We start from the raw sequence: 26,082 nt of genomic DNA, 5'->3' as shown, positions 1-26,082 counted from the left end.
TGGATACTTCCAACGCCTGCCCGGCCTTGTGCACCCGACCTTGTTCGGCCGGGCGCGTTTCATGGCAGGGTGGCCTGATCAGGCGCCGCGCAGCGTCTCCAGCAGCCCCTGCAGGGGATGGGGCAGCGAGGTGTCGGAGAGCCGCTTGGCCTGGCTGCGGCAGGAATAGCCGGTGGCCAGCAGGCGGCCGGTGTTGGCGGGGTCTTCCACCTTGGGCTGCCAGGACTGGGCATAGATGGTTTTCGAGGTTTCGAGGTTGCGTGCCTCGTGGCCGTAGGTGCCGGACATCCCGCAGCAGCCGCTGGCGAGTACCTCGAGCTCCAGGCCGAAAGCGCTGAAGACTTGCTGCCAGGCCTTGGGAGAGCCCGGCGCGTTGGTCTTCTCGGTGCAGTGGGCGAGCAGCTTGAAGCCCGGATCGCTGAGCGTAACGCCGCGGGGTTTGAGGCGCTTGCCCAGCGACACCAGCCATTCCTGCAGCATCAGCACCTCGGGCACGGCATCGGGTCCCAGGGCCTTCACGTACTCCTGGCGGTAGGTCAGGGTCATCGCCGGGTCAATACCGACCAGCGGCACGCCGAAGCCCGCAAGGCTCTGGAGCCTCTTGGCCTGGCGTTCTGCCGTGCGCTCGAACGCGCCGAGGAAGCCCTGAACGTTGAGCGGCTTGCCGTTGGGCGAGAAGGGCGCGACGAAGACCTTGATATCCAGCCGCGAGAGCAGCTCGACCACGTCCATGACCAGCTTGGATTCGAAGTAGCTGGTGAAGGCGTCCTGGACCAGGATCACGCTGTTGGCTTTCTGGGTCTCGGTCAGCAGACCAAGCGCCGTTGGGGTCGCCTCGGCAACCCCCCAGGCCTTGAGCTGTTTCTTGAGGCTTGCTCGCGAGAGTTTGGGGCTGTCGACCATGCCGACGGGACCGGCGAGCAGGCGCTCGACCAGGCGGTTGTCGAGCGCCGCGTTGTAGAGCGGCGCCAGCGGGGCGAGATAAGGCACCATGAACTCCAGGCCGCCGATAACGTAATCCCGTGGCGCGCGCAGGTAGCGGCCGTGGTAGACCTCGAGGAACTGGGAGCGAAACTCCGGCACGTTGACCTTGATCGGGCACTGGCCGGCGCAGGACTTGCAGGCCAGACAGCCCGCCATGGCGTCATAGACCTCATGAGAGAAGTCCTCCTGACCGCGGCGTTTGGCCCAGGTGTTGCGGGCGCGGGCGGGAAAGTCGCGCACGAAGCCCCAGACGCCCTCGGCCTTCTTCTGCTTCGATTCCTCGACCACGTCGGTGCCGGCCTGACCCTGCAGGCGCAGCCATTCCCGCATCAGGCTGGCGCGGCCCTTGGGCGACTGGACCCGCTCGCGGGTCGCCTTCCAGGACGGGCACATGGCGTCATCGGGGTCGTAGTTGTAGCAGGCGCCATTGCCGTTGCAGTAGACCGCTGCGGCGTGGGACTGCCAGACCCGCTCGTCGATCTGGCGATCGTGCTGGCCCCGGGTCGGCACGCCGTCGATGGTCAAGAGCCCCGGATCGACCCATTTTAGCGTCTGTTCGGCGCCGTTGTTCGGCGTTTCTTGCGTCTCTTTATCCGCTGAGGGCGCTTCACTCGCGGTGACGGGCGGGGGAGAGGGTTCCGCCTCGTCGGGCGCGCTTCCCGAGGTTCCGGGCGAGGTAGAGGATTCCGCGGCGTCGGGCGGAGTAGAGGATTCCGCATCTTCGGGCGGGATAGAGAGCGGCGTGGCGATCTTGCCCGGATTCAGCTGGTTATGCGGATCGAAGGCCGCCTTCAGCCGTTGCAGGCTAGGATAGAGTTCGCCGAAGAACTTGGGCGCGTATTCGGAACGCACGCCCTTGCCATGTTCGCCCCACAACAGGCCGTGATACTTGTGGGTCAGCTCGGCGACCTCATCCGAGATCTCGCGGATCAGTGCCTCCTGGGCCGGGTCCTTCATGTCGATGGCCGGCCGCACATGCAGTACGCCGGCATCGACGTGGCCGAACATGCCGTAGGCAAGCCCGCGGGCATCCAGGGCGGCGCGGAACTCGGCGATGTAGTCGGCCAGGTGCTCGGGGGGCACCGCGGTGTCCTCGACGAAGGGAATCGGGCGCTTCTCGCCCTTGGCGTTGCCGAGCAGGCCCACTGCGCGCTTGCGCATCGCATAGACGCGCTGGATCTGCTCGCGGCCCTCGGCCAGGGTGTAGCCCAGGCGCTCGACGCTGCTGTCCGCCGCCAGGTGGCGGGTGAAATCGGCGATGCGAGCCTTCAGCGCTTCGGGGTCATCGGCGTTGAATTCGATCAGGTTGATGCCGCGAATCGCCGTCTCGGTGCGCGCCGCCACCGCCGTATCGTCTTCGGCTTCGGCTTGGTCTTCGCTATGGCCTGCCTGGGGCGCGCTGGTGGTAGCCGGGAAGAATTCCGCCACGCTGTCCCACACGAAGTCCTGCATGGCGAGCCCGAGGACTTTGTCATCCACCGTCTCGATGGACGTGGGGGCGGCGGCGCTCGCCATCAGCGCCTTGGCATCCCGCAGGGCGTCCATGAAACTGGCGTAGCGCACATTGACCAGGGTGGAGTGCTTCGGGATCGGCAGCACGTTAAGTACCGCTTCGTTGAGCAGCCCAAGCGAGCCCTCCGAACCGCACAGCGCGCTGTTCAGATCGAACTGCCGTTCGTCGTTATAAAGATGCGCCAGGTCATAGCCGGTCAGGCAGCGGTTGAGCTTGGGAAACTTGGCCTCGATCAGCCCGGCCTGGGTGTCGATGATGGCGCGGGCGGTGCGGTGGGTCTCGCCGATCCGGTCATCGCGGGCGCAGGTCGCCTCGAGGGCATCGGCGTCAAGTGGCCGGCTGGTGAGGCGCTCGCCGCCCAGCAACACGCTGTCCAGCTCAAGCACGTGATCCCGGGTCTTGCCGTACTCGCAGCTGCCCTGGCCGCTGGCATCGGTCGAGATCATGCCGCCGATGGTCGCGCGGTTGGAGGTCGACAGTTCCGGGGCGAAGAATAGCCCGTGCGGCTTGAGTGCGGCGTTGAGCTGATCCTTGACCACCCCGGCCTGGACACGCACCCGACGCCGCTCGACATCGATGTCGATGATGGCATTCATGTGTTTGGAGACATCGACCACCAGGCCGTCGGTCAGCGACTGGCCGTTGGTGCCGGTGCCGCCGCCGCGCGGCGTGAGTACCACTTTGCGATGCGTCTCCTGGCCAGCGAGACGGGCGATGAGCTCGAGATCCTCGGCGTTACGCGGATAGAGCACCGCCTGGGGCAGGCGCTGGTAGATCGAGTTGTCGGTGGCCAGCACGGTGCGGTTGGCATAGTCAGGCGCGATCTCGCCGTTGAACCCGTCGGCCCGCAGGGCCTCGAGGAAGCGCAGGTAGTCGGCGTCAAGCCGGGCGAGGGTGTCCAGTTGTGCAATCATGAGTCGCTATCAGACCGTGGGTCGCTGCCCTGGCCGGCGGTCATCGCCATCGATGTCCTGGCGTGGGCAGGAAAAAAGGAATATGACCCACTTTACCGGAGCATGACGGACGGTGCACGCCGGCAGCGGCGTGGTGAAAGCAGCGGCTTTTCCCTACAATGAGCGCCTGCTGGCGACATTGCCCTTTCATTGACTGTGACGGACAGGATTCCATGCTCGATCCAAAACTGCTGCGTGGTGACCTCGACCAGGTTGCCCAACGACTGGCCAAGCGTGGCTTCACTCTCGATACCGCTCAACTCGAGTCGCTGGAGTCTAAGCGCCGCGAACTGCAGACCCAGACCGAACAGCTACAGAGCGAACGCAACACGCGCTCCAAGGCGATCGGCAAGGCCAAGGCCGAGGGTCAGGACATCGAGCCGCTGCTGGCCGAAGTAAGTGACCTGGGTGATCGCCTGGATGCCGCCAAGAAGGCGCTGGCGGGTCTGCAGGAGGAGTGGGACGCCCTGGTTTCGGCGCTGCCCAACCTGCCCCACGACAGCGTGCCGGAAGGTGAAAGCGAAGACGATAACGTCGAGCTGCACCGTTGGGGCACACCGCGCGATTTCGATTTCGAGGTCAAGGACCACGTCGATCTCGGCGCCAAGCACGGCTGTCTGGACTTCGACATGGCGTCCAAGCTGACCGGCTCGCGCTTCGCGGTGATGCGCGGCCCGATTGCTCGGCTGCACCGGGCGCTCGCTCAGTTCATGCTCGACACTCAGACCGAGGCGCATGGCTATGAAGAGTGCTATGTGCCCTACATGGTCAATGCCGACTCGCTGACCGGCACCGGCCAGTTGCCCAAGTTCGGTGAAGACCTGTTCCGCCTCGAGGGCGATCAGGACTATTACCTGATCCCCACCGCCGAGGTACCGCTGACCAACTTCGCCCGGGATGAAATTCTCGAGTACAAGTCCCTGCCGATGCGCCTGACCGCGCATACCCCCTGCTTTCGCAGCGAGGCCGGTTCTCACGGGCGCGATACGCGCGGCATGATCCGTCAGCACCAGTTCGACAAGGTCGAGATGGTGCAGATGGTCGAGCCCGACAAGAGCTATGACGCTCTCGAGGAGATGCGTGGTCACGCCGAGGCGCTGCTGCAGGCACTGCGTCTGCCGTATCGCGTCGTCACCCTGTGCACCGGAGACATCGGCTTCGGGGCGACCAAGACCTATGACCTGGAAGTCTGGCTGCCGAGCCAGGACACCTACCGGGAAATCTCTTCGATTTCCAACTGCGAGGACTTCCAGGCTCGTCGCATGCAGGCCCGCTTCCGCCATCCGGATCACAAGAAGCCGCAGCTCCTGCATACCCTCAATGGGTCGGGGCTCGCGGTGGGCCGCTGCCTGCTGGCGGTGCTCGAGAATCATCAGCAGGCTGACGGTTCGATTGTCGTACCCGAGGCGCTGCGCCCCTATATGGGGGGTCTTGAGGTGATCAACGGCTGAGGGCGTTTAGATCGCTCTCGTTGGAATTGTTGCGATACTCAGGTGTTTCCTTGGTCGCGTCGGATCCTCGCGAGCCGCGACCGCCTGACGTAACAGGAAATAGCAAGGCCCCGACGGCAGCGCCGTCGGGGCCTTGTGCATTGGGCGAGCAGGCGCCGGGGTTTGAACGCTGCTCTATCAGCACGTTATTCGTCGGCGATGGCCCATTGAACCGCGACTTCAGCATCGATCTCGATTTGGCCCGGGCGATACTCTGAGGCCATCTCCTTGGTCGATGCATCGCCTGCACGCATCATCATCTGTGGCTGGAAGCTTGGCACCTGGGTCTCCTGCACCTGCAGCACACGGCCGAGGGTGATATTGAGGCGCTCGGCCATCAGCGTGGCTTTTGCCTTGGCCCGATCGATGGCAAGGCCCAGGGCCTCATCGCTTGCCGCGCTGCGATCCTTGAGGTCGTAGCTGACACCGTCCAGAGAGTCGACACCGGCGACGGTCAGGGCGTCGAGGAGACCGGGCAGAGCCTCGAGGTCATCAAGGGTCAGGGTGATCGGCCGGGTCAGCTGGGTCCGCACCCGCTGCTCTGGCTGTCCCTCGGCGTTGATGGGGCCCTGTACATAGTTTGGTTGTACCGACAACGAGCCGGCCTGAATGGCGTCTCGTGGCAAGCCTTTGCCTTCGAGGGTGCGGATCAGCTCGCCCATGCGGCCCTCGAGCCGGGTGCGTGCCTCACTCAGGGCCTCGGGGCTTGCCTCCCGCGCCGAGTCGACGGCTCGTGCCGGAGTGCGCTCCCATAGGCGGGCAGTTAGCGTCGCCATATCGGGCGCCACCTCCAGCGTGTGTTGGGCCGACACCTCGAGCCGCCCCGGCGTTTGCTCTTGAGTGGCCGGCTGCTGGGCCACGGCGGCGGCACTGATCGTCATGCAGGCCGCCAGCAGGAGGCCGAGCCTAATGCCCATGCGTGGGCCTCTGCCTTGAAGTAGGCGACGAGTGAGCGGTGGGTGGTCTGTCAGGACCCGTTGGGCAGTATGAGAAAGCATGCAACCTCCGTGCAGTTTGGTCGATATATCGTCCGATGATTGTGTACAGGCAGTGGCGAGTCGGTAAACTTCTTTCATCATCCAGCATAAGCGATTCCCGGGAAGGACTCATGAACGAAGAGGATATCGACGAGGCGGCAAGGACCATTCCGCTTAATCTGACCCTGGCGTTGGCCGCCCTGGTGGTCATCATCGGTGGCATGAAGCTTGGGGCCAGCCTGCTGGTGCCTCTGCTGCTGTCGCTGTTCATCGCCGTGATCTGCACTTCGCCGGTGCATTGGCTGCATCGCCATGGCGTGGGGCTGCGGATGTCGGTATGGATCACGCTGCTGGTGATTGGCCTGCTGCTAAGCCTGCTGGGCCTGCTGCTGGTCAATAGCGTTAATACCTTTGCCGAGGAGCTACCGGGGCTCGAGTCGCAACTATATGATCATTACCTGAGCATTCTCAACTGGCTAGCGGGCATGGGCGTATCGATTCGTCCGGAGCGCTTCTCGGAATGGCTGGACCCGACCCAGGCCACCCAACTGATTCCGGCACTGCTGGGTGAGGTCGGCAACGTGCTGATGCAGAGCCTGATCGTAGCGCTGTTGGTGGTCTTTCTGCTCTTTGAAACACTCAACTTCAGGGAGAAGATCTCCCAGGCTCTTTTGAATCCGGTGCCGAGCCTTCAGCGCTTCAATGAGTTCAGCCTGACCCTCAAGCGTTACCTGGCGGTGAAAACGCTGATCAGCCTGGTAACCGGCGTGCTGGTGTGGGTTTCCTGCAAGATATTGGGCGTCGATTTCCCGCTGCTGTGGGCGACACTTGCCTTCGGGCTGAACTACATACCCAACATCGGGTCGGTGCTAGCGGCAATTCCGCCGGTGCTGCTGCTGCTGGTCTCGCCCCAGGGCGGGGTCTTTCCGGCGATGCTGCTGGCGGGGAGCTATCTGGGCATCAACTTCGTGCTGGGCAACCTGGTCGAGCCCCGGGTGATGGGGCGGGCACTGGGTCTATCGACCTTCGTGGCCTTCCTGTCACTGGTGGTATGGGGCTGGATATTAGGAACCGCTGGGCTGCTATTGTCCGTGCTGTTGACGATGACCCTGAAGATCGCCCTGGACAGTCATCCGCAGACGCGCTGGATGGCCCGTTTGCTAGGACCGGCCCATGAGCGACCGGTAACGGTGCCTGGGAAAGAGCGGACACCGTCGGCAGACGCCTGAGCATGGCGCTGCGACACGGCAACTCTGGATACTGAAACGACGACGCCCCGGCAGGGCCGAGGCGTCGGAGCGAACGTGATGGGGGGTGAGGCCCGCTATCAGGCGTTCTGGTCGAGGAACTGCGCGAGCTGCGACTTGGACTGGGCACCGACCAGTGAGGCCACCTTGGCACCAGACTTGAACAGCATCACGGTCGGCACACCGCGTACGCCGTGTTCGGCGGCAATGTCCGGCGCGTCGTCGACGTTTACGCTCACGACCTTCACATTGTCGGCACGCTCGTCGGCGACTTCGTCCACCACCGGCGCCATCATCTTGCAGGGGCCGCACCAGGGCGCCCAGAACTTCAGCAGGACCGGCTTGTCGGCCTTGAGGACTTCCTGCTCGAAGTTGGCAGTGGTGACATCGACGTTGTTGGCCATGTAATTCTCCCGTTGCATTACGCGTTTAACGCGCGCTTTTTCAGCGTAGTCGGCTGATGGTAGCGGCCGCCGGGGCCGCTGGCAAATGCCTGTTCCCCAATAAGATCGATAGCCAGCCGTAATGATGGTGGCATCGGCGCTGCACTCTCGTGGAACTTTTTTGTATGCTATTCTTATAGCATAAAGTAATCATGCTACATTATGTTATTGCCTTGCGGTATTAAAACCGTGAGCCGGCGGCCCGGCAATACCAGGCAGACGGCCCATTAAAAGGCATGGCTAACGGCATGGGAATAAGGAGTGTTTCGGGGATGAAGCTGCAGCAACTGCGTTATATCTGGGAGGTCACGCGCCACAATCTCAATGTCTCGGCCACGGCGCAGAGCCTCTTTACTTCGCAGCCGGGCATTTCCAAGCAGATCCGTCTGTTGGAGGACGAGCTAGGCGTCGAGATCTTTGCCCGCAGCGGCAAGCACCTGACCCGGGTGACGCCCGCCGGTCGCGCGATCATCGACCTGGCGGGGCAGGTGCTGCGCACCACCGACAACATCAAGCAGGTGGCCCAGGAGCACAGCAACGAGCGCCGCGGCAGCCTGTCGATCGCCACCACCCATACCCAGGCGCGCTATGCGCTGCCGCCGGTGATCGGCGAGTTCACTCGCAAGTATCCGGAGGTGGCGCTGCATATGCAGCAGGGCACGCCCAAGCAGATTGCCGAAATGGTCAGCGAAGGGCAGGCCGATTTCGCTATCTGTACCGAGTCGCTGGAACTCTTTAATGATTTGGTGCTGTTACCCTGCTATCGCTGGAATCGCTGCGTGTTGGTGCCCAAGGGGCATCCGCTGGCCGAGGCCGGCAAGCTGACCCTCGAGGGGCTGGCCGAGTATCCGCTGGTCACCTATGTATTCGGCTTCACCGGCCGCTCGCAGCTCGATGACGCTTTCCGTGCCCAGGATCTCACCCCCAATGTGGTGCTCACCGCCGCGGATGCCGATGTCATCAAGACCTATGTGCGCCTCGGTCTGGGGGTAGGCATCGTCGCGCATATGGCGGTCGATCCCGAGACCGACGGAGACCTGGTGGCACTGGATGCCAGCCACCTGTTCGAGAGTTCCACCACCAAGATCGGCATTCGTCGGGGCACCTTCATGCGCGGCTTCATGTTCGATTTTGTGCAGGGCTTCGCACCGCATCTCCAACGTGATCTGGTCGAGGCCGCTCTGGCGGCCGGCCCGCGCCATGAGCAGGAACTGTTCTCGCAGATAGAACTACCGGTGCGCTGAATGGATTGTCAGGCAAGACAAGACAGCCATATGACTCGTTACACGGACGGTCACATCGCCATTCACCTAGACAACCGAATGGTCAGCACATAGCTCGTCACATAGACAGTCATATAGCCCGTCATATAGATAGACAGCCATGCAGTGACGAAGAAGGCCCCGATAGCGTTCGCTATCGGGGCCTTTTCGTGTTCTGTCAGTACCTAGCCTGCGACAGTCAGGCGATCAATGCTGCAGATGCAGGCCGCACTCGCGCTTGTCTTCCACCTTGGTGGGGTCGAAGTAGTCGAAGTTGTTGGGCAGGTCGTGCTTGACCAGGTACTCGTACATGTCCTTGGCGCTCCAGTGCAGTACCGGTGCGACCTTGATCAGGCCGTCGTCGTTGATCGACACCGGCTGCATCTTGGCCCGCTCTGGGGTGTCCTCGGCGCGCAGGGCGGTCAGCCAGACCTGGGGGGCCATTTCGCGCAGGGCACGGGTGAAGGGTTCCAGCTTGACCTCCTCGGTGAAGGCGGTATGTCGCGGGTCGTCGATGGTCGGCGTGGCGCCTTCCAGCGCCTCGCGGTGAGCCCGGGTGCGCTTGGGCAGGTAGCTCACCAGGTTCAGGTTGAGCCGCTTGATGACGTCGTCGGCGAAGCGATAGGTGGCATCGGTATTGTAGCCCGAGTCCATCCACACCACCGGGATGTCCGGCTGAACCTGGGTAACCATGTGCAGGATCACCGCTTCAAAGGGGCGGAAGTTGGTGGTGCAGATGGCATGCTTGCCAAGGGTCAGCGCCCAGCGCGTCAGGGCTTCGGGGTCCTGGCCGAGGTCGCGATTGATGGCGTCGATGTCAAAGTCCATGGGGCCTCCTGAAATAATGAGGAACCTGAATGCGTTCCGATAATGGCGCCACCCTAGCAAATCGTCTGCCCCCGGCCCCAATACTTATTGGTTCGGTTCTTATATAGCGAAATGATCGCACGACAGGGTGCCGTTAGAATGGCCGGTGCTATCGGGGCGGACCTTTTTAGCGGGTTTGCACGGATCGCGCTGGAACACGCGCATGCTCAATCCGGCTCTTAGTCGCTATCGCTAAGCGCCGTCAGGAGATGTCGGATCTTGTCCAGGGTCTCGAGGTATTCGGCATCTTCTTCCGAGTCCGCGACCAGACCGCCGCCGCCCCACAGATGCAGCTGCCCACCACTGGCAACGACGGTACGGATGGCGATCGAGGTGTCCATATGCCCACGCTGGTCGATATAGCCAAGGCTTCCGCAGTAGACGCTGCGACGGCTGGGTTCCAGTTCGTCGATGATCTGCATGGCGCGGATCTTCGGTGCGCCGGTGATTGACCCGCCGGGGAAGGCGGCCGCCAGAATATCCAGTGGCGCCTGATCATCGGCAAGCCGGCCCTCGACCACGCTGACCAGGTGGTGGACGTTGGCATAGCTCTCAAGACCGCACAGCTGTGGCACCCTGACGCTCCCCGGTGCGCAGGCCCGCCCCAGGTCGTTGCGCAGCAGATCGACAATCATCACGTTTTCTGCGCGGTCCTTGGCGCTGGCCTTGAGCGCCTGTGCCAGCGCCGCATCCTGCTCGGGCGTGTCGCCCCGCGGTCTTGTGCCCTTGATGGGGCGTGCCTCGACACGGCCGGCATGACATTGCAGGAAACGCTCCGGTGACAGCGACAGCACGGCCTTGTCTTCCCATGCCATGTAGCCGGCGAAAGGCGTGGGCGTCGCCTTGCGCAGCCGCAAGTAGGCCTGCCAGAGGTCGCCCTGGTAGGGGGCGCTAAAGCGCTGGGTCAGATTGATCTGGTAGCAGTCGCCGGCATGAATGTAGCGCTGGACGGCACGAAAGCGCTCGCCATAGCCCATCCGGTCCTGCTCGCCCGCGAAAGGGGCGGTGATTGCGAAGGGGGTGGTGCTCGGTGCCTCGGTGGCCAGCCAGGTTTCCACCTGGACGCGCCGACGCTGATCGGCCACCAGGAAGCTCTCGCCCCGGGCATGATCCTGGATGATCGCCCAGTCATAGAGACCGATCCGGCTCCAGGGCAGCTCGACGGCGTCCTTGGCCTTGCCGTTGATCGGCTCAAGGCAGCGGCCGAAGTCGTAGCTCCAATACCCGATCAGGCCGCCGAGGAAGGGCAGGTCGCTCTCAGGTGCTTCGACATCGAGCCGTGACAGCAGCGCCTTCTGGGCGGCGATGGGCTCCTCGGGAAGCGGTGTATCGCTGTCGCCGCTGACCTGGCCCGCGGGATTGACGCTCATCAGCGCGATCGGCTCGGCACTGATGATGTCATAGCGCCCTCCGGGGCCATGAGGGCGCCCGCTGTCCAGTAATACGGCGCCGCGACGCTCGCGTAGCGGCGCAAAATAGCCGAGCGGATCCGTCCGGTAGGGCAGCGGCGTGATTTCCAGTCGTGAACTCATGGGATGTGCTTTTCCTCAACGAGCGCCACATTCTAGGGGCCGTGACGCCATTTGTCCCTTCTGCGTTATCCACGCTTCAGCCGCGCCATCAGGAGCTCGGCGTTACGCCGGCATCTCTGGTAATATTGTCGACAACAAATTTGGCGCCCACCTTTAGCCGTACGCCAAAAGGTGTAGTCAATGCGGGCCGAATGCATATTGACCCCATCCCGGCGGCTGGCTAAAGTTCATTTCATCATTTAATTGTCGACAATTACTATGACAACCTCTTCACCCGATCTCGCGACCCCGGAAGTGCGCACCCTGGCAGAGCGGGTCTTCAACCAGTTGCAGAGCGCCATCGTGCGCGGTGACCTGGCGCCGGGCAGCAAGATCACCGAGCCGGGCCTTTCCAAGACCTACGGCATTTCCCGTGGTCCGCTGCGCGAAGCCATGCGCAGGCTTGAAACGCATCGCCTGATCGAGCGAGTGCCTCATGTTGGCGCACGGGTGGTCAAGCTCTCAATGAAAGAGCTGATCGAGTTGTTCGATGTGCGCGAGGCGTTGGAAAGCATGGCCGCGAGGCTTGCCGCCGAGCACATGACCGCCGATGAGATTGCCGGCCTGCGCGAGGTGCTGGCCGTGCACGAGCGTCAGGCCGACCTTCGCCGCGGCGAGGCTTACTTTCAGCGGGAAGGGGATCTCGATTTTCATTATCGGATCGTGCAGGGCAGTCACAATCGCATGCTGATGACGATTCTCTGCGACGACCTTTATTACCTAGTACGGCTCTATCGTACCCAGTTCAGCGCCAGTGGCAGCCGCCCGCAGCGTGCCTTCGTCGAGCACCATCGCATCGTCGATGCCATCGAGGCCGGTGACGCAGAGCTATCCGAACTGCTGATGCGTCGCCACGTCAGCGCCTCGAGAGCCAACGTCGCCGAGCGCTATGCGGCCATTCTCGACCAGGAATCCACTCAGTCCCAGTGACGAACGTTGCCCGGGGCGCTTTCCCAGACAGGAGAACATCATGACCACCCTCACTCCCGGTGCACGCTTTCGTGCCGCCCTCGAGGCCCAACAGCCCCTGCCGATCCTGGGCACCATCAACGCCTACACTGCGCTGATGGCTCAGCGGGTCGGCCATCAGGCCATCTACCTGTCCGGTGGTGGGGTGGCTAACGCCTCCTTCGGTCTGCCCGATCTTGGCATGACCACCATGAACGACGTGGTCGAGGACGCGCGGCGGATCACCGCTGCCACTGATCTGCCGCTGCTGGTGGATATCGATACCGGCTGGGGGGGCGCCTTCAACATCGAGCGCACCGTCAAGGAGATGCAGCGCGCCGGGGTGGCGGCCGTGCATCTTGAAGATCAGGTGGCACAGAAGCGCTGCGGCCATCGGCCCAACAAGGCCATCGTGTCCAGGGAAGAGATGGTCGACCGCATCAAGGCCGCCGCCGACGCCCGCCTGGATCCAGACTTCTACCTGATTGCGCGTACCGATGCCTTCCAGAAGGAAGGACTCGAGGCAGCCATCGACCGGGCCAATGCCTGCGTCGAGGCCGGCGCCGATGCGATCTTCGCCGAGGCGGTGCACAGTCTCGATGACTATCGGGCCTTCTGCGACAGGGTGAAGGCGCCGATCCTTGCCAACATCACCGAGTTCGGTGCCACGCCACTGTTCAGCCAGCAGGAGCTCGCCGAGGTCGGCTGCCGCATGGTGCTGTATCCGCTGTCGGCATTCCGCGCCATGAATGCCGCGGCGCTCAAGGTTTATCAGAGCATCGCCGACAACGGGCATCAGCGTGACGTGGTCGACATCATGCAGACCCGCGACGAACTCTACGATTTTCTCGACTATCACAGCTTCGAGCAGAAGTTGGATGCGCTCTTCACAGACAAGCGTCAGGACTGACCCGGTGACCAGTCACCAGGACGACTAGCCCCGTCACGACTGCATTCATCACGACTGCATTTAATACGACAACAACCACAACATCGATTACACGCCAGTAGGAGACACGTCATGGCAGAACAACCCAAGGCAGGCGCGGGTCTGCGCGGCCAGAGCGCGGGCAGTACCGCTCTGTGCACTGTCGGCAAGAGCGGTTCCGGGCTGACCTATCGCGGTTACGATATCCACGATCTGGCGGAGCATGCACGCTTCGAGGAAGTCGCCTACCTGCTGCTCAAGGGCAAGCTGCCGAATCAGGCTGAGCTCGATGCCTATATCACCAAGCTCAAGGGGCTACGCGCCCTGCCTGATGCGCTGAAAAAGGTCCTCGAGCAGATTCCCGCCGACGCCCATCCGATGGATGTGATGCGCACCGGGGCATCGATGCTTGGCAACCTGGAAACCGAGCAGAGCTTCGATGAGCAGCAGGACGTGGCGGATCGACTGCTGGCGGCGCTGCCATCGATCATCTGCTACTGGTATCGCTTCACTCATGAGGGAGTGCGCATCGATACCGTGACCGATGATGCTTCGGTGGGCGGGCACTTCCTGCATCTGTTGCGCGACGAACCAGCCTCCGAGCTGCATGCCCGGGTCATGAACGTGTCATTGATCCTGTATGCCGAGCACGAATTCAATGCCTCGACCTTCAATGCCCGGGTCTGCGCCTCGACGCTGTCGGATATGCACTCTTGCGTGACCGGCGCTATCGGCACCCTGAGAGGTCCGCTACATGGCGGTGCCAACGAAGCGGCGATGGCGATGATCGAGGGCTGGCAGAGCCCGGAAGAGGCCGAGCGCGAGGTCATGGGCATGCTGGCGCGTAAGGACAAGATCATGGGCTTTGGCCATGCCATCTACCGTGACTCCGACCCGCGCAATGCCCTGATCAAGCAGTGGTCCAAGAAGCTCGCCGAGGATGTCGGTGACAGCGTCCTCTATCCGGTGTCCGAGCGTGTCGAGTCGGTGATGTGGCGCGAGAAGAAGCTGTTCTGCAACGCCGACTTCTTCCATGCCAGCGCTTATCATTTCATGGGCATCCCGACCAAGCTATTCACCCCGATCTTCGTCTGCTCACGGGTTACCGGCTGGTGCGCCCACGTTTTCGAGCAGCGCGACAACAATCGCATCATCCGCCCCAGTGCTGATTACAGTGGCCCTGAGCCTCAGGCATGGGTGCCCGTCGAGCAGCGTGACTGATCTACCCCCTGAGATCGAGCGTGTCGGCCGCTGGGTCGCCACGCTCGTCTCTCTCGTGTGCTCTGATCTCGCCTGCCTTGCTCTTCCTGCCTTTGAGCCCACTGAAAAAAGATGCCCGACGCCATGAACACTGACTACCGCAAACCCTTACCCGGCACGTCGCTTGAGTATTTTGATACCCGTGCGGCCGTCGAGGACATTAAGCCCGGGGCCTACGACACGCTTCCCTATACCTCGCGCGTGCTGGCCGAACAGTTGGTGCGCCGCTGCGAGCCGGCCGTGTTGACCGATTCGCTCAAGCAGCTGATCGAACGTCGGCGTGATCTGGACTTCCCCTGGTACCCGGCCCGCGTGGTGTGTCACGACATCCTCGGCCAGACGGCCCTGGTCGATCTGGCTGGCCTGCGCGATGCCATCGCCGAGAAGGGCGGGGACCCGGCCAAGGTCAACCCGGTAGTGCCGACCCAGTTGATCGTCGATCATTCGCTGGCCGTCGAGCATGCCGGATTCGAGAAGGATGCCTTCGCGCAGAATCGCGCCATCGAGGACCGTCGCAACGACGACCGCTTCCACTTCATCAATTGGACCAAGACCGCGTTCGAGAACGTCGATGTCATCCCCCCCGGCAACGGCATCATGCACCAGATCAATCTGGAGAAGATGTCTCCGGTGGTGCAGAAGCGCGATGGCGTGGCGTTCCCGGATACCTGCGTGGGCACCGACAGCCACACGCCGATGGTCGACGCGCTGGGGGTGATCTCCGTCGGCGTGGGCGGCCTCGAGGCCGAGAGCGTGATGCTGGGTCGCGCCTCCATGATGCGCCTGCCGGACATCGTCGGCGTGAAGCTTACTGGCAAGCTGCAGCCCGGGATTACCAGTACGGACATGGTGCTGGCGCTAACCGAGTTCCTGCGCCAGGAGCGCGTGGTGGGGGCCTACCTGGAGTTCTTCGGTGAGGGGGCCGAGGCGCTGACCGTAGGCGATCGGGCCACCATCTCCAACATGACGCCAGAGTATGGGGCCACGGCGGCGATGTTCTACATCGACGATCAGACTATCGACTATCTGAAACTCACCGGTCGCGACGATGATCAGGTGGCGCTGGTCGAACGGTATGCGAAGGAAGCGGGCTTATGGGGCGACAGCCTCAAGGCTGCCGAATATGAGCGCATGCTGACCTTCGATCTGTCTTCGGTTACTCGGACCCTGGCGGGCCCGTCCAACCCCCATGCCCATCTGCCGACCTCTGAACTCGCCAAGCGCGGTATCGCCGTTGACCTGGACAAGGCGCAGGCGGAGGAGAAAGCGGGCAAGATACCCGATGGCGCAGTGATCATCGCCGCCATCACCAGCTGCACGAATACCAGTAATCCGCGCAACATGGTGGCCGCGGGTCTGATCGCCCGCAATGCCAACAAGCTGGGCCTGACCCGCAAACCCTGGGTGAAGAGCTCCCTGGCGCCGGGCTCCAAGACGGTGAAGATGTATCTGGAGGAGGCCAACCTGCTGCCCGAGCTCGAAGATCTTGGCTTCGGTGTGGTGGCCTTCGCCTGCACCACCTGCAACGGCATGTCCGGCGCCCTGGACCCGAAGATCCAGCAGGAGATCGTCGAGCGGGACCTTTATTCCACGGCGGTGCTGTCCGGTAACCGCAACTTCGATGGCCGCATCCACCCTTATGCCAAGCAGGCCTTCCTCGCCTCGCCGCCGCTGGTGGTGGCCTACGCCATCGCGGGGACCATCCGCTTCGACATCGAGAAGGATGTCCTGGGCTACGATCACAACGGCAACCCGGTCACCCTGAAGGATATCTGGCCCGCGGACGAGGAGATCGATTCCATCGTCAAGCAGAGCGTCAAGCCGGAGCAGTTTCGGGCGACCTATATCCCGATGTTCGATGTGGACAAGGGCGCTCGTGCCCAGGTCAATCCGCTCTACGAATGGCGTCCCCAGAGCACCTATATCCGTCGCCCGCCCTATTGGGAAGGTGGCATGGTTGGCGAGAAAACCCTCAAGGGCATGCGGCCGTTGGCGGTGTTGCCGGACAACATCACCACCGATCATCTGTCACCGTCCAACGCCATCATGCTGGACAGTGCGGCGGGCGAGTACCTGGCGAAGATGGGTTTGCCGGAGGAGGACTTCAACTCCTACGCCACCCACCGCGGCGATCACTTGACCGCACAGCGGGCCACCTTTGCCAATCCCAAGCTCTACAACGAGATGGTGCGCGACGAGAGCGGCAAGGTGCGGCAGGGCTCGCTGGCGCGCATCGAGCCGGAGGGCAAGGTCACGCGCATGTGGGAGGCCATCGAGACCTACATGGAGCGCAAGCAGCCGTTGATCATCGTCGCCGGCGCCGACTACGGCCAGGGCTCGTCGCGTGACTGGGCGGCCAAGGGCGTGGCGCTCGCCGGGGTCGAGGCCATCGTCGCCGAGGGCTTCGAGCGCATCCACCGCACTAACCTGATCGGCATGGGCGTGATGCCCCTGCAGTTCGAGGAGGGCACCACACGCCACACCCTCAAGCTCGACGGCACCGAGACCTATGACGTCGAGGGCACGCCGTCACCGCAAGCCACGCTCGAGCTCAAGATCCACCGCCAGAGCGGCGAGATCGACAGGGTGCCGGTGACCTGTCGCCTGGATACCGCCGAGGAGGTCTCCATCTACTCAGCTGGCGGCGTGCTGCAGCGCTTCGCTCAGGACTTCCTGGAAACCGCGGAGGCAGACAACGTATGAACCAGATCCGGATTCCCGCGACCTATATGCGTGGCGGCACCAGCAAGGGGGTCTTCTTCCGCCTTCAGGACCTGCCCGAGGCGGCTCGCCAGCCGGGCGAGGTCCGTGATCGTCTGTTGCTACGGGTAATCGGCAGCCCCGACCCCTATCAGAAGCAGATTGACGGCATGGGCGGGGCGACCTCCAGCACCAGCAAGACGGTGATCTTGTCGAAGAGCGACAGCCCCGAGCATGACGTGGATTATCTGTTCGGCCAGGTGGCGATCGACAAGCCGTTCGTCGACTGGAGCGGTAACTGCGGCAACCTGTCTGCCGCCGTGGGCCCCTTCGCTATCAGCAACGGCCTCATCGATTCCGCGCGTATCCCCGAGAACGGGGTGGTCGAGGTGCGTATCTGGCAGGTCAATATCGGCAAGACCATTGTCTCCCGGGTGCCGATCACCGATGGCCAGGTGCAGGAGGTCGGTGACTTCGAGCTCGACGGTGTGACTTTTCCGGCAGCCGAAGTGCCGGTGGCCTTCAAGGATCCCGCAGACGGTGAGGGTGCCATCTTCCCCACCGGCCATCTGATCGATGAACTGGAGGTACCGGATGATGTAGTGCCGGGAGGTCGCCTCAAGGCGACGATGATCAACGCCGGCATTCCGACTGTGTTTATCAACGCCTCTGACCTTGGCTACTCCGGCAGCGAGCTGCAGGAAGCGATCAACGGCGATACCGAGGCGCTCGAAAAGTTCGAGTCCATCCGCGCCCATGGGGCCCTGCGTATGGGGCTGATCAAGGAACTTGGCGAGGCTGCCAATCGACAGCACACGCCCAAGGTGGCCTTCGTGGCGCCACCGGCGAGCTACACCGCGTCGAGTGGTAAATCGGTTGAGGCCGACGACATCGACCTGAGGGTACGAGCGCTCTCCATGGGCAAACTCCATCACGCCATGATGGGCACCGCGGCGGTGGCCATCGCTTCGGCAGCGGCCATCGAAGGGACCCTGGTCAACCTGGCAGCCGGCGGCGGCAAGCATACGGCTGTGACCTTCGGCCACCCGTCCGGCACCCTGAGGGTTGGTGCGGAAGCAAGCCTTGTGGACGGCCGTTGGGTCATCGATCAGGCGGTAATGAGCCGCAGCGCCCGGGTGTTGATGGAGGGCTTCGTTCGAGTGCCTGGCGACAGTTTCTGAGCTGTCTTTCTCGACCGTCACGTTGTGCTGATTCGTGTTGCTGGTGAGTGCGTTTCGAGCTGTAGTGCCTTGAGGTAAGTGGTCCGGCGTATCGCCTTTTCGCTAGCCTCTCGTTTCTTATAGCGTGTCGTTTCCTATAGTGAAGTGGCCGGCAATAATCTCTGACCCGCCATTGATGAGGAGGAGCTGCCATGGATGCCACCGCAGAAGCCAATGTTCGTCCGGACTATGACAGCGAGCTTCAACGGATCGCCGACTACGTCCTGGACTATCGCATCGACAGCGCCGAGGCCCTGGATACGGCACGCAACTGTCTGATGGATACACTGGGCTGTGGCCTGCTGGCGCTGCGCTTTCCGGAATGCACCAAGCATTTGGGGCCGTTGGTCGAGGGCACGATAGTGCCCCATGGCGCGCGGGTGCCTGGCACATCCTTCCGCCTTGATCCGGTCAAGGCCGCCTGGGATATCGGCTGCGTCATCCGCTGGCTCGACTATAACGACACCTGGCTGGCCGCCGAATGGGGGCATCCTTCAGATAATCTGGGTGGGATTCTCGCCATCGCCGACCATCTGTCGCAGCAGCGTGTTGCCGATGATCGCACGCCGCTGACCATGCGCGAGGTGCTCGAGGCCATGATCATGGCCCACGAAATCCAGGGCGTGATTGCGTTGGAGAACTCTTTCAACCGTGTGGGGCTCGACCACGTGGTACTGGTCAAGGTGGCCTCCACTGCGGTGATCGCCAAGCTGATGGGGGCCGATCGTGAGCAGCTGCTGTCGGCGCTGTCGCATGCCTTCGTCGACGGTCAGAGCCTGCGCACCTATCGTCATGCGCCGAACGCCGGCTCGCGCAAGTCCTGGGCCGCAGGTGATGCGACTTCCCGTGCCGTGCGCTTGGCCGATATCGCCATGCGCGGCGAGATGGGGATTCCCGGGGTCCTCAGCGCGCCGCAGTGGGGCTTCTATGATGTGCTGTTCGCAAAGACCAACAAGGACCAGCAAATCAAGCCGGAGGGTCAGCGCCAGTTCTCCTTGAGCCAGGACTATGGCAGCTATGTGATGGAGAACGTGCTGTTCAAGATATCCTTCCCGGCGGAGTTTCACGCCCAAACCGCCTGCGAAGCCGCCGTGACCCTGCATCCGCAGGTCAAGGATCGGCTCGACGAGATCGACAGGATCGTGATTACCACCCATGAGTCGGCGATTCGCATCATCTCCAAGGTGGGGGCTCTCGCCAATCCGGCCGACCGCGATCACTGCCTGCAGTACATGACCGCCGTGCCGCTGGCCTTCGGCTGGCTGACCGCCGAGCACTATGAGGATGCCTTCCATCGCGACCACCCAATCATCGACCAACTGCGCGACAAGATGGAGATCATCGAGGACGCTCGCTATACCCGCGAGTATCTCGAGGCCGACAAGCGCTCCATCGCCAACGCCATCCAAGTGTTCTTCAAGGATGGCAGCAAGACCGAGCAGGTCGCCGTTGAATACCCGATCGGTCACCGTCGGCGTCGTGAGGAGGGTATCCCGCTGCTCGAGGAAAAGTTCAAGGCCAACCTGGCAACCCGCTTCGCGCCGCGACGCTGCAACGACATCTTTGCCTTGTGCAAGGACCAGGCTCTGCTCGAGGCCACGCCGGTTCATCGCTTCGTAGACCTTTTCGTGATCTGAGCCTTTAGATTGCACACACGCTATACGGATCAAAATGGAGGAGGGCGCCTGAGTCAGGTGGCGATGCCAGTTATGCGATAGCTATCTACCGCCGAGAAGAGGGCATGAGTGAAGTTGAAGCTGGTTGGATGAGCGGATTGGATGAGTTGAAAGCATGCCGCTCTTTAATCATGTCGTCTTTTACTATGAAAGAAGCCCGCCAATATCTGGATGCTGAGTAGCAGGGGGCTCATTGTTAGGTTGGCACTGATCTTCCATCTGGTGGGGACGCTAGGCCTGGACTACTGTTAGGGATTGGAAACGCTTTTGCGGCAGTTACGCGGTCTTTTAAGGGGTGTCAGGCTGTTTTTGAAGTTAGTGGTCGAAAAGCCCTTGCGTGGGTCCGCGATAATCCGTAAAGTACGCATCCGCTGCCGCCGACGAGCAAACGTCGGAAGCGGTGTAGGGTGTTGGAAGCACTTGTTTTCGTTAAGGTTTTTCGATCAGGTTTGATCGAAAGGCATTGACAAAACAGCCGGAAACGGTAGAATGCTCCTCCGCTCGATCGGCGCTCAACTCGCCGCTGGTTCACTCGGTCATCTAGAGTGAGCAATAACAGCAAGGGTTGACATTCACTGCCGATTCAGTAGAATACGCCTTCCTCGCAGGGCGCCGGCCGAACGGCCAGGCAAATGCGAGATGCTCCTCTCTTAAGAGTTCGGAGCTGCTCTTTAACAATCGATCAGATAATTCATGTGGGCGCTTGTCGATGAAGGGGTGATCAGTCACCGATACTTCAAGGCAAGCGACTCGTCAAAGCAAGCCATATCGGCTTCGTTTTTTGAGACGTTTGAACCTTGAGCCAAGTTTGGTCTGCTTCTTTCTTCGGAAAGGTAAGACCGTATGATTTTAAACTGAAGAGTTTGATCATGGCTCAGATTGAACGCTGGCGGCAGGCCTAACACATGCAAGTCGAGCGGAAACGATCCTAGCTTGCTAGGAGGCGTCGAGCGGCGGACGGGTGAGTAATGCATAGGAATCTGCCCGGTAGTGGGGGATAACGTGGGGAAACTCACGCTAATACCGCATACGCCCTACGGGGGAAAGCAGGGGATCTTCGGACCTTGCGCTATCGGATGAGCCTATGTCGGATTAGCTTGTTGGTGAGGTAATGGCTCACCAAGGCGACGATCCGTAGCTGGTCTGAGAGGATGATCAGCCACACTGGGACTGAGACACGGCCCAGACTCCTACGGGAGGCAGCAGTGGGGAATATTGGACAATGGGCGAAAGCCTGATCCAGCCATGCCGCGTGTGTGAAGAAGGCTTTCGGGTTGTAAAGCACTTTCAGCGAGGAAGAAGGCCTGATGATTAATACTTGTCAGGAAGGACATCACTCGCAGAAGAAGCACCGGCTAACTCCGTGCCAGCAGCCGCGGTAATACGGAGGGTGCAAGCGTTAATCGGAATTACTGGGCGTAAAGCGCGCGTAGGTGGCTTGATAAGCCGGTTGTGAAAGCCCCGGGCTCAACCTGGGAACTGCATCCGGAACTGTTAGGCTAGAGTGCAGGAGAGGAAGGTAGAATTCCCGGTGTAGCGGTGAAATGCGTAGAGATCGGGAGGAATACCAGTGGCGAAGGCGGCCTTCTGGACTGACACTGACACTGAGGTGCGAAAGCGTGGGTAGCAAACAGGATTAGATACCCTGGTAGTCCACGCCGTAAACGATGTCGACTAGCCGTTGGGAGCCTCGAGTTCTTAGTGGCGCAGTTAACGCAATAAGTCGACCGCCTGGGGAGTACGGCCGCAAGGTTAAAACTCAAATGAATTGACGGGGGCCCGCACAAGCGGTGGAGCATGTGGTTTAATTCGATGCAACGCGAAGAACCTTACCTACTCTTGACATCGTGCGAACTTTCCAGAGATGGATTGGTGCCTTCGGGAACGCACAGACAGGTGCTGCATGGCTGTCGTCAGCTCGTGTTGTGAAATGTTGGGTTAAGTCCCGTAACGAGCGCAACCCCTATCCTTATTTGCCAGCGAGTAATGTCGGGAACTCTAAGGAGACTGCCGGTGACAAACCGGAGGAAGGTGGGGATGACGTCAAGTCATCATGGCCCTTACGAGTAGGGCTACACACGTGCTACAATGGCCGGTACAAAGGGTTGCAAGACGGCGACGTGGAGCTAATCCCATAAAGCCGGCCTCAGTTCGGATCGGAGTCTGCAACTCGACTCCGTGAAGTCGGAATCGCTAGTAATCGTGAATCAGAATGTCACGGTGAATACGTTCCCGGGCCTTGTACACACCGCCCGTCACACCATGGGAGTGGACTGCACCAGAAGTGGTTAGCTTAACCTTCGGGGGAGCGATCACCACGGTGTGGTTCATGACTGGGGTGAAGTCGTAACAAGGTAGCCGTAGGGGAACCTGCGGCTGGATCACCTCCTTAATCGACGACTCGCCTCTTCGCGGCAAGTGTCCACAATGAATTATCTGATCGGCCAGAGCATAAGACTGTTTGGGTAAAGACCCAGCGTGACCTTAGAGTATTCGCTCAGTTGGTTAGAGCGCACCCCCTGACCTTAAATGGAAAGGAGGGTGAGGTCGGCAAGCCGGCCACGTTCTTCTCAGTGAGAGAGTAGGTGTTGGGTCTGTAGCTCAGTTGGTTAGAGCGCACCCCTGATAAGGGTGAGGTCGGCAGTTCGAGTCTGCCCAGACCCACCAAATTTTATCCGGTCCTGCGTTGCTTCGGCACTCGTGTAGCGAGCTACACGTCGCACCAAAGCGCCTTGATCCGAATAAAATTCTCCATGTCGCGTCGAGCAATCAGAGGGGCCTTAGCTCAGCTGGGAGAGCGCCTGCCTTGCACGCAGGAGGTCAGCGGTTCGATCCCGCTAGGCTCCACCATCATCCCAACAGTCATCTGTGAGTCCACAGTCACAAGCCTATCATCACAAACGATGATGTCGGGCTTGTGACTGTCGGTTCGACAGTCGCTCTTTAACAATATGAATCATGCTGACAAAAGTCCCTTTCCTACCCAGGAAAGGGCATGTGATACGTCTCAAGCGTATCCGGCAATTGTCGTGCGTCATCGCGGATCAGACCCTTTCGGGTTATATGGTCAAGCGATGAAGCGCATACGGTGGATGCCTAGGCAGTCAGAGGCGATGAAAGACGTGGAAGCCTGCGATAAGGTTCGGCGAGGTGGCAAACAACCTGCGACCCGGACATTTCTGAATGGGGAAACCCACCCAACGTAAGTTGGGTATCCCACACTGAATACATAGGTGTTGGGAGGCGAACCAGGGGAACTGAAACATCTAAGTACCCTGAGGAAAAGAAATCAACCGAGATTCCCCAAGTAGCGGCGAGCGAACGGGGACCAGCCCTTAAGCACCATGACTGATAGACGAAGTGGTTGGGAAACCACGCGATACAGGGTGATAGCCCCGTAGTCGAAATCTGATTGGTGTGAAATCGAGTAGGTCGGGGCACGAGAAACCTTGACTGAAGACGGGGGGACCATCCTCCAAGGCTAAATACTCCTGACTGACCGATAGTGAACCAGTACCGTGAGGGAAAGGCGAAAAGAACCCCGGAGAGGGGAGTGAAATAGATCCTGAAACCGTATGCGTACAAGCAGTGGGAGCCGACTTGTTCGGTGACCGCGTACCTTTTGTATAATGGGTCAGCGACTTATTTTCAGTGGCGAGCTTAACCGTATAGGGGAGGCGTAGAGAAATCGAGTCTTAACTGGGCGACCAGTCGCTGGAAATAGACCCGAAACCGGGCGATCTATCCATGAGCAGGTTGAAGATTGAGTAACATCAATTGGAGGACCGAACCAGGATCTGTTGAAAAAGATTTGGATGACTTGTGGATCGGAGTGAAAGGCTAATCAAGCCCGGAGATAGCTGGTTCTCCTCGAAAGCTATTTAGGTAGCGCCTCACGTATCACCGCCGGGGGTAGAGCACTGTTTCGGCTAGGGGGTCATCCCGACTTACCAACCCGAGGCAAACTCCGAATACCGGTGAGTGCAGCGTGGGAGACACACAGCGGGTGCTAACGTCCGTTGTGAAAAGGGAAACAACCCAGACCGTCAGCTAAGGTCCCAAAATCCTGATTAAGTGGGAAACGATGTGGGAAGGCTCAGACAGCTAGGAGGTTGGCTTAGAAGCAGCCATCCTTTAAAGAAAGCGTAATAGCTCACTAGTCGAGTCGGCCTGCGCGGAAGATGTAACGGGGCTAAATCAGGTACCGAAGCTACGGGTTCGCCGAATGGCGAGCGGTAGAGGAGCGTCGTGTAAGCCGATGAAGGTGTGTTGAGAAGCATGCTGGAGGTATCACGAGTGCGAATGCTGACATGAGTAACGACAAGGGGAGTGAAAAACTCCCCCGCCGGAAGACCAAGGGTTTCTGTTCGACGCTAATCGGAGCAGAGTGAGTCGGCCCCTAAGGCGAGGCCGAAAGGCGTAGTCGATGGGAAACGGGTCAATATTCCCGTACTTCACAGTATTGCGATGGGGGGACGAAGAAGGCTAGGTGAGCCAGGCGTTGGTTGTCCTGGTGAAAGTCAGTAGGCTGGGGAATCAGGTAAATCCGGTACCCCAAGGCCGAGAGACGAGACGAACAGACTACGGTCTGGAAGTCATCGATGCCACGCTTCCAGGAAAAGCCTCTAAGCTTCAGATACTGTGGAACCGTACCCCAAACCGACACAGGTGGTCAGGTAGAGAATACCAAGGCGCTTGAGAGAACTCGGGTGAAGGAACTAGGCAAAATGGTGCCGTAACTTCGGGAGAAGGCACGCCGCATTAGGGTGAAGGGACTTGCTCCCCGAGCCTGACGCGGTCGAAGATACCAGGTGGCTGCAACTGTTTATTAAAAACACAGCACTCTGCCAACGCGTAAGCGGACGTATAGGGTGTGACGCCTGCCCGGTGCCGGAAGGTTAATTGATGGTGTTAGCTTCGGCGAAGCTCCTGATCGAAGCCCCGGTAAACGGCGGCCGTAACTATAACGGTCCTAAGGTAGCGAAATTCCTTGTCGGGTAAGTTCCGACCTGCACGAATGGCGTAATGATGGCCACGCTGTCTCCACCCGAGACTCAGTGAAATTGAAATCGCAGTGAAGATGCTGTGTACCCGCGGCTAGACGGAAAGACCCCGTGAACCTTTACTATAGCTTCACACTGGACGCTGATGTTGCTTGTGTAGGATAGCTGGGAGGCTTGGAAACGGTGGCGCTAGCTATCGTGGAGCCAACCTTGAAATACCAGCCTGGCATCATTGGCGTTCTAACTCCGGTCCGTTATCCGGATCGAGGACAGTGTGTGGTGGGTAGTTTGACTGGGGCGGTCTCCTCCCAAAGAGTAACGGAGGAGCACGAAGGTACCCTCAGCACGGTTGGAAATCGTGCATTGAGTGCAAGAGCATAAGGGTGCTTAACTGCGAGACAGACACGTCGAGCAGGTACGAAAGTAGGTTCTAGTGATCCGGTGGTTCTGTATGGAAGGGCCATCGCTCAACGGATAAAAGGTACTCCGGGGATAACAGGCTGATACCGCCCAAGAGTTCACATCGACGGCGGTGTTTGGCACCTCGATGTCGGCTCATCACATCCTGGGGCTGAAGTCGGTCCCAAGGGTATGGCTGTTCGCCATTTAAAGTGGTACGCGAGCTGGGTTTAGAACGTCGTGAGACAGTTCGGTCCCTATCTGCCGTGGGCGTTGGAAGTTTGAGAAGTGCTGCTCCTAGTACGAGAGGACCGGAGTGGACGCACCTCTGGTGTTCCGGTTGTCACGCCAGTGGCATTGCCGGGTAGCTAAGTGCGGACGGGATAACCGCTGAAAGCATCTAAGCGGGAAGCCCCCTTCAAGATGAGACTTCCCTGAGGCATAAGCCTCCTGAAGGGCCCAGCAAGACGAGCTGGTTGATAGGCACGGTGTGGAAGCGCTGCAAGGCGTTGAGCTAACGTGTACTAATGGCCCGTGAGGCTTGACCATATAACCCCAAGGGGTCTGCGCATGACGCGCACAATTGACGGATACGCGAGCAGTAACAAGAGACGATCACGTCAGCATGATTTCATATTGCG

General features: G+C 60.7%; 14 protein-coding genes, 2 tRNA genes and 2 rRNA genes. 13 read left to right on the top strand and 5 right to left on the bottom strand.

The features are described from left to right. Positions 1-78: 78 nt before the first annotated feature. Positions 79-3,411 (bottom strand): FAD-binding and (Fe-S)-binding domain-containing protein, encoded by a 3,333-nt coding sequence (locus Q2K57_RS01040; protein ID WP_112054428.1) that lies wholly within the window; start codon positions 3,409-3,411, stop codon positions 79-81. Between the two features lie 212 nt (positions 3,412-3,623). Here Q2K57_RS01040 and serS point away from each other — a divergent pair, with 212 nt between their 5' ends. Then, positions 3,624-4,901 carry a serine--tRNA ligase gene (gene serS, locus Q2K57_RS01035; protein WP_112054427.1) on the top strand — a complete coding sequence of 426 codons (1,278 nt, stop codon included), beginning with the start codon at positions 3,624-3,626 and terminating at the stop codon, positions 4,899-4,901. A 185-nt stretch (positions 4,902-5,086) separates the two neighbouring features. On the opposite strand, the gene Q2K57_RS01030 is transcribed toward serS, so the two are convergent. Further along, positions 5,087-5,857 (bottom strand): SIMPL domain-containing protein, encoded by a 771-nt coding sequence (locus Q2K57_RS01030; protein WP_112054425.1) that lies wholly within the window; start codon positions 5,855-5,857, stop codon positions 5,087-5,089. A 191-nt stretch (positions 5,858-6,048) separates the two neighbouring features. On the opposite strand from Q2K57_RS01030, the gene Q2K57_RS01025 reads away from it, so the two are divergent. After that, positions 6,049-7,146, top strand: coding sequence for an AI-2E family transporter (locus Q2K57_RS01025; protein WP_112054423.1), 1,098 nt, complete (start codon positions 6,049-6,051; stop codon positions 7,144-7,146). A gap of 98 nt (positions 7,147-7,244) precedes the next feature. On the opposite strand, the gene trxA is transcribed toward Q2K57_RS01025, so the two are convergent. Continuing rightward, positions 7,245-7,568, bottom strand: coding sequence for a thioredoxin (gene trxA, locus Q2K57_RS01020; protein WP_112054421.1), 324 nt, complete (start codon positions 7,566-7,568; stop codon positions 7,245-7,247). 311 nt (positions 7,569-7,879) lie between these two features. Here trxA and cysB point away from each other — a divergent pair, with 311 nt between their 5' ends. Continuing rightward, the gene (gene cysB, locus Q2K57_RS01015; protein ID WP_112054420.1) at positions 7,880-8,851 is read left to right on the top strand and encodes an HTH-type transcriptional regulator CysB; all 972 of its coding nucleotides are present in this window, start codon (positions 7,880-7,882) and stop codon (positions 8,849-8,851) included. 225 nt (positions 8,852-9,076) lie between these two features. Here the strand turns inward: cysB and Q2K57_RS01010 are convergent, their stop codons facing one another. Both Q2K57_RS01010 and pabB read right to left on the bottom strand, forming a co-directional pair. Continuing rightward, complete coding sequence (locus Q2K57_RS01010) at positions 9,077-9,697, bottom strand: phosphoadenosine phosphosulfate reductase family protein (protein WP_112054418.1); 621 nt, start codon at positions 9,695-9,697, stop codon at positions 9,077-9,079. Between the two features lie 218 nt (positions 9,698-9,915). Beyond that, positions 9,916-11,268 carry an aminodeoxychorismate synthase component I gene (pabB, locus tag Q2K57_RS01005; RefSeq protein ID WP_112054417.1) on the bottom strand — a complete coding sequence of 451 codons (1,353 nt, stop codon included), beginning with the start codon at positions 11,266-11,268 and terminating at the stop codon, positions 9,916-9,918. A 258-nt stretch (positions 11,269-11,526) separates the two neighbouring features. Here pabB and Q2K57_RS01000 point away from each other — a divergent pair, with 258 nt between their 5' ends. From Q2K57_RS01000 to Q2K57_RS00955, 10 genes are all read left to right on the top strand, one after another. Continuing rightward, positions 11,527-12,237 carry a GntR family transcriptional regulator gene (locus Q2K57_RS01000; RefSeq protein ID WP_112054415.1) on the top strand — a complete coding sequence of 237 codons (711 nt, stop codon included), beginning with the start codon at positions 11,527-11,529 and terminating at the stop codon, positions 12,235-12,237. Positions 12,238-12,277: 40 nt separating this feature from the next. Continuing rightward, positions 12,278-13,165, top strand: a complete 888-nt coding sequence (gene prpB / locus Q2K57_RS00995; protein ID WP_112054413.1) for a methylisocitrate lyase — start codon at positions 12,278-12,280, stop codon at positions 13,163-13,165. Positions 13,166-13,276: 111 nt separating this feature from the next. Next, a complete protein-coding gene (gene prpC / locus Q2K57_RS00990; protein WP_112054411.1) occupies positions 13,277-14,404 on the top strand; it encodes a 2-methylcitrate synthase in 1,128 nt (375 codons plus the stop codon). A gap of 123 nt (positions 14,405-14,527) precedes the next feature. Further along, the gene (gene acnD, locus Q2K57_RS00985) at positions 14,528-17,146 is read left to right on the top strand and encodes a Fe/S-dependent 2-methylisocitrate dehydratase AcnD (RefSeq protein WP_112054741.1); all 2,619 of its coding nucleotides are present in this window, start codon (positions 14,528-14,530) and stop codon (positions 17,144-17,146) included. After that, a complete protein-coding gene (prpF, locus tag Q2K57_RS00980) occupies positions 17,143-18,324 on the top strand; it encodes a 2-methylaconitate cis-trans isomerase PrpF (RefSeq protein ID WP_112054409.1) in 1,182 nt (393 codons plus the stop codon). Before acnD ends, prpF begins: the two co-directional genes overlap by 4 nt. A 191-nt stretch (positions 18,325-18,515) precedes the next feature. Beyond that, the gene (gene prpD / locus Q2K57_RS00975; protein WP_112054407.1) at positions 18,516-20,000 is read left to right on the top strand and encodes a 2-methylcitrate dehydratase; all 1,485 of its coding nucleotides are present in this window, start codon (positions 18,516-18,518) and stop codon (positions 19,998-20,000) included. 890 nt (positions 20,001-20,890) lie between these two features. Further along, a 16S ribosomal RNA gene (locus tag Q2K57_RS00970) occupies positions 20,891-22,431 on the top strand. Positions 22,432-22,629: 198 nt separating this feature from the next. Next, a tRNA-Ile gene (locus Q2K57_RS00965) sits at positions 22,630-22,706 on the top strand. Between the two features lie 107 nt (positions 22,707-22,813). Then, positions 22,814-22,889 (top strand) — tRNA-Ala (locus Q2K57_RS00960). 215 nt (positions 22,890-23,104) lie between these two features. Then, a 23S ribosomal RNA gene (locus Q2K57_RS00955) occupies positions 23,105-25,990 on the top strand. The 16S and 23S rRNA genes sit together here with 2 tRNA genes alongside, the layout of an rRNA operon. Positions 25,991-26,082 lie beyond the last annotated feature (92 nt).

The sequence above is a fragment of the Halomonas sp. I5-271120 genome, from assembly GCF_030553075.1.
GTDB lineage: Bacteria > Pseudomonadota > Gammaproteobacteria > Pseudomonadales > Halomonadaceae > Onishia > Onishia taeanensis_A.
The sequence above is the reverse complement of the archived record's forward strand: the minus strand, read 5'-3'. Positions and strand labels throughout refer to the sequence as shown.

Excerpts from the sequence above, each read along its gene's own strand:
- Q2K57_RS01040 (WP_112054428.1), bottom strand. The coding sequence starts at position 3,411 with ATGATTGCACAACTGGACACCCTCGCCCGGCTTGACGCCGACTACCTG.
- serS (WP_112054427.1), top strand. The coding sequence starts at position 3,624 with ATGCTCGATCCAAAACTGCTGCGTGGTGACCTCGACCAGGTTGCCCAA.
- Q2K57_RS01030 (WP_112054425.1), bottom strand. The coding sequence starts at position 5,857 with ATGGGCATTAGGCTCGGCCTCCTGCTGGCGGCCTGCATGACGATCAGT.
- Q2K57_RS01025 (WP_112054423.1), top strand. The coding sequence starts at position 6,049 with ATGAACGAAGAGGATATCGACGAGGCGGCAAGGACCATTCCGCTTAAT.
- trxA (WP_112054421.1), bottom strand. The coding sequence starts at position 7,568 with ATGGCCAACAACGTCGATGTCACCACTGCCAACTTCGAGCAGGAAGTC.
- cysB (WP_112054420.1), top strand. The coding sequence starts at position 7,880 with ATGAAGCTGCAGCAACTGCGTTATATCTGGGAGGTCACGCGCCACAAT.
- Q2K57_RS01010 (WP_112054418.1), bottom strand. The coding sequence starts at position 9,697 with ATGGACTTTGACATCGACGCCATCAATCGCGACCTCGGCCAGGACCCC.
- pabB (WP_112054417.1), bottom strand. The coding sequence starts at position 11,268 with ATGAGTTCACGACTGGAAATCACGCCGCTGCCCTACCGGACGGATCCG.
- Q2K57_RS01000 (WP_112054415.1), top strand. The coding sequence starts at position 11,527 with ATGACAACCTCTTCACCCGATCTCGCGACCCCGGAAGTGCGCACCCTG.
- prpB (WP_112054413.1), top strand. The coding sequence starts at position 12,278 with ATGACCACCCTCACTCCCGGTGCACGCTTTCGTGCCGCCCTCGAGGCC.
- prpC (WP_112054411.1), top strand. The coding sequence starts at position 13,277 with ATGGCAGAACAACCCAAGGCAGGCGCGGGTCTGCGCGGCCAGAGCGCG.
- acnD (WP_112054741.1), top strand. The coding sequence starts at position 14,528 with ATGAACACTGACTACCGCAAACCCTTACCCGGCACGTCGCTTGAGTAT.
- prpF (WP_112054409.1), top strand. The coding sequence starts at position 17,143 with ATGAACCAGATCCGGATTCCCGCGACCTATATGCGTGGCGGCACCAGC.
- prpD (WP_112054407.1), top strand. The coding sequence starts at position 18,516 with ATGGATGCCACCGCAGAAGCCAATGTTCGTCCGGACTATGACAGCGAG.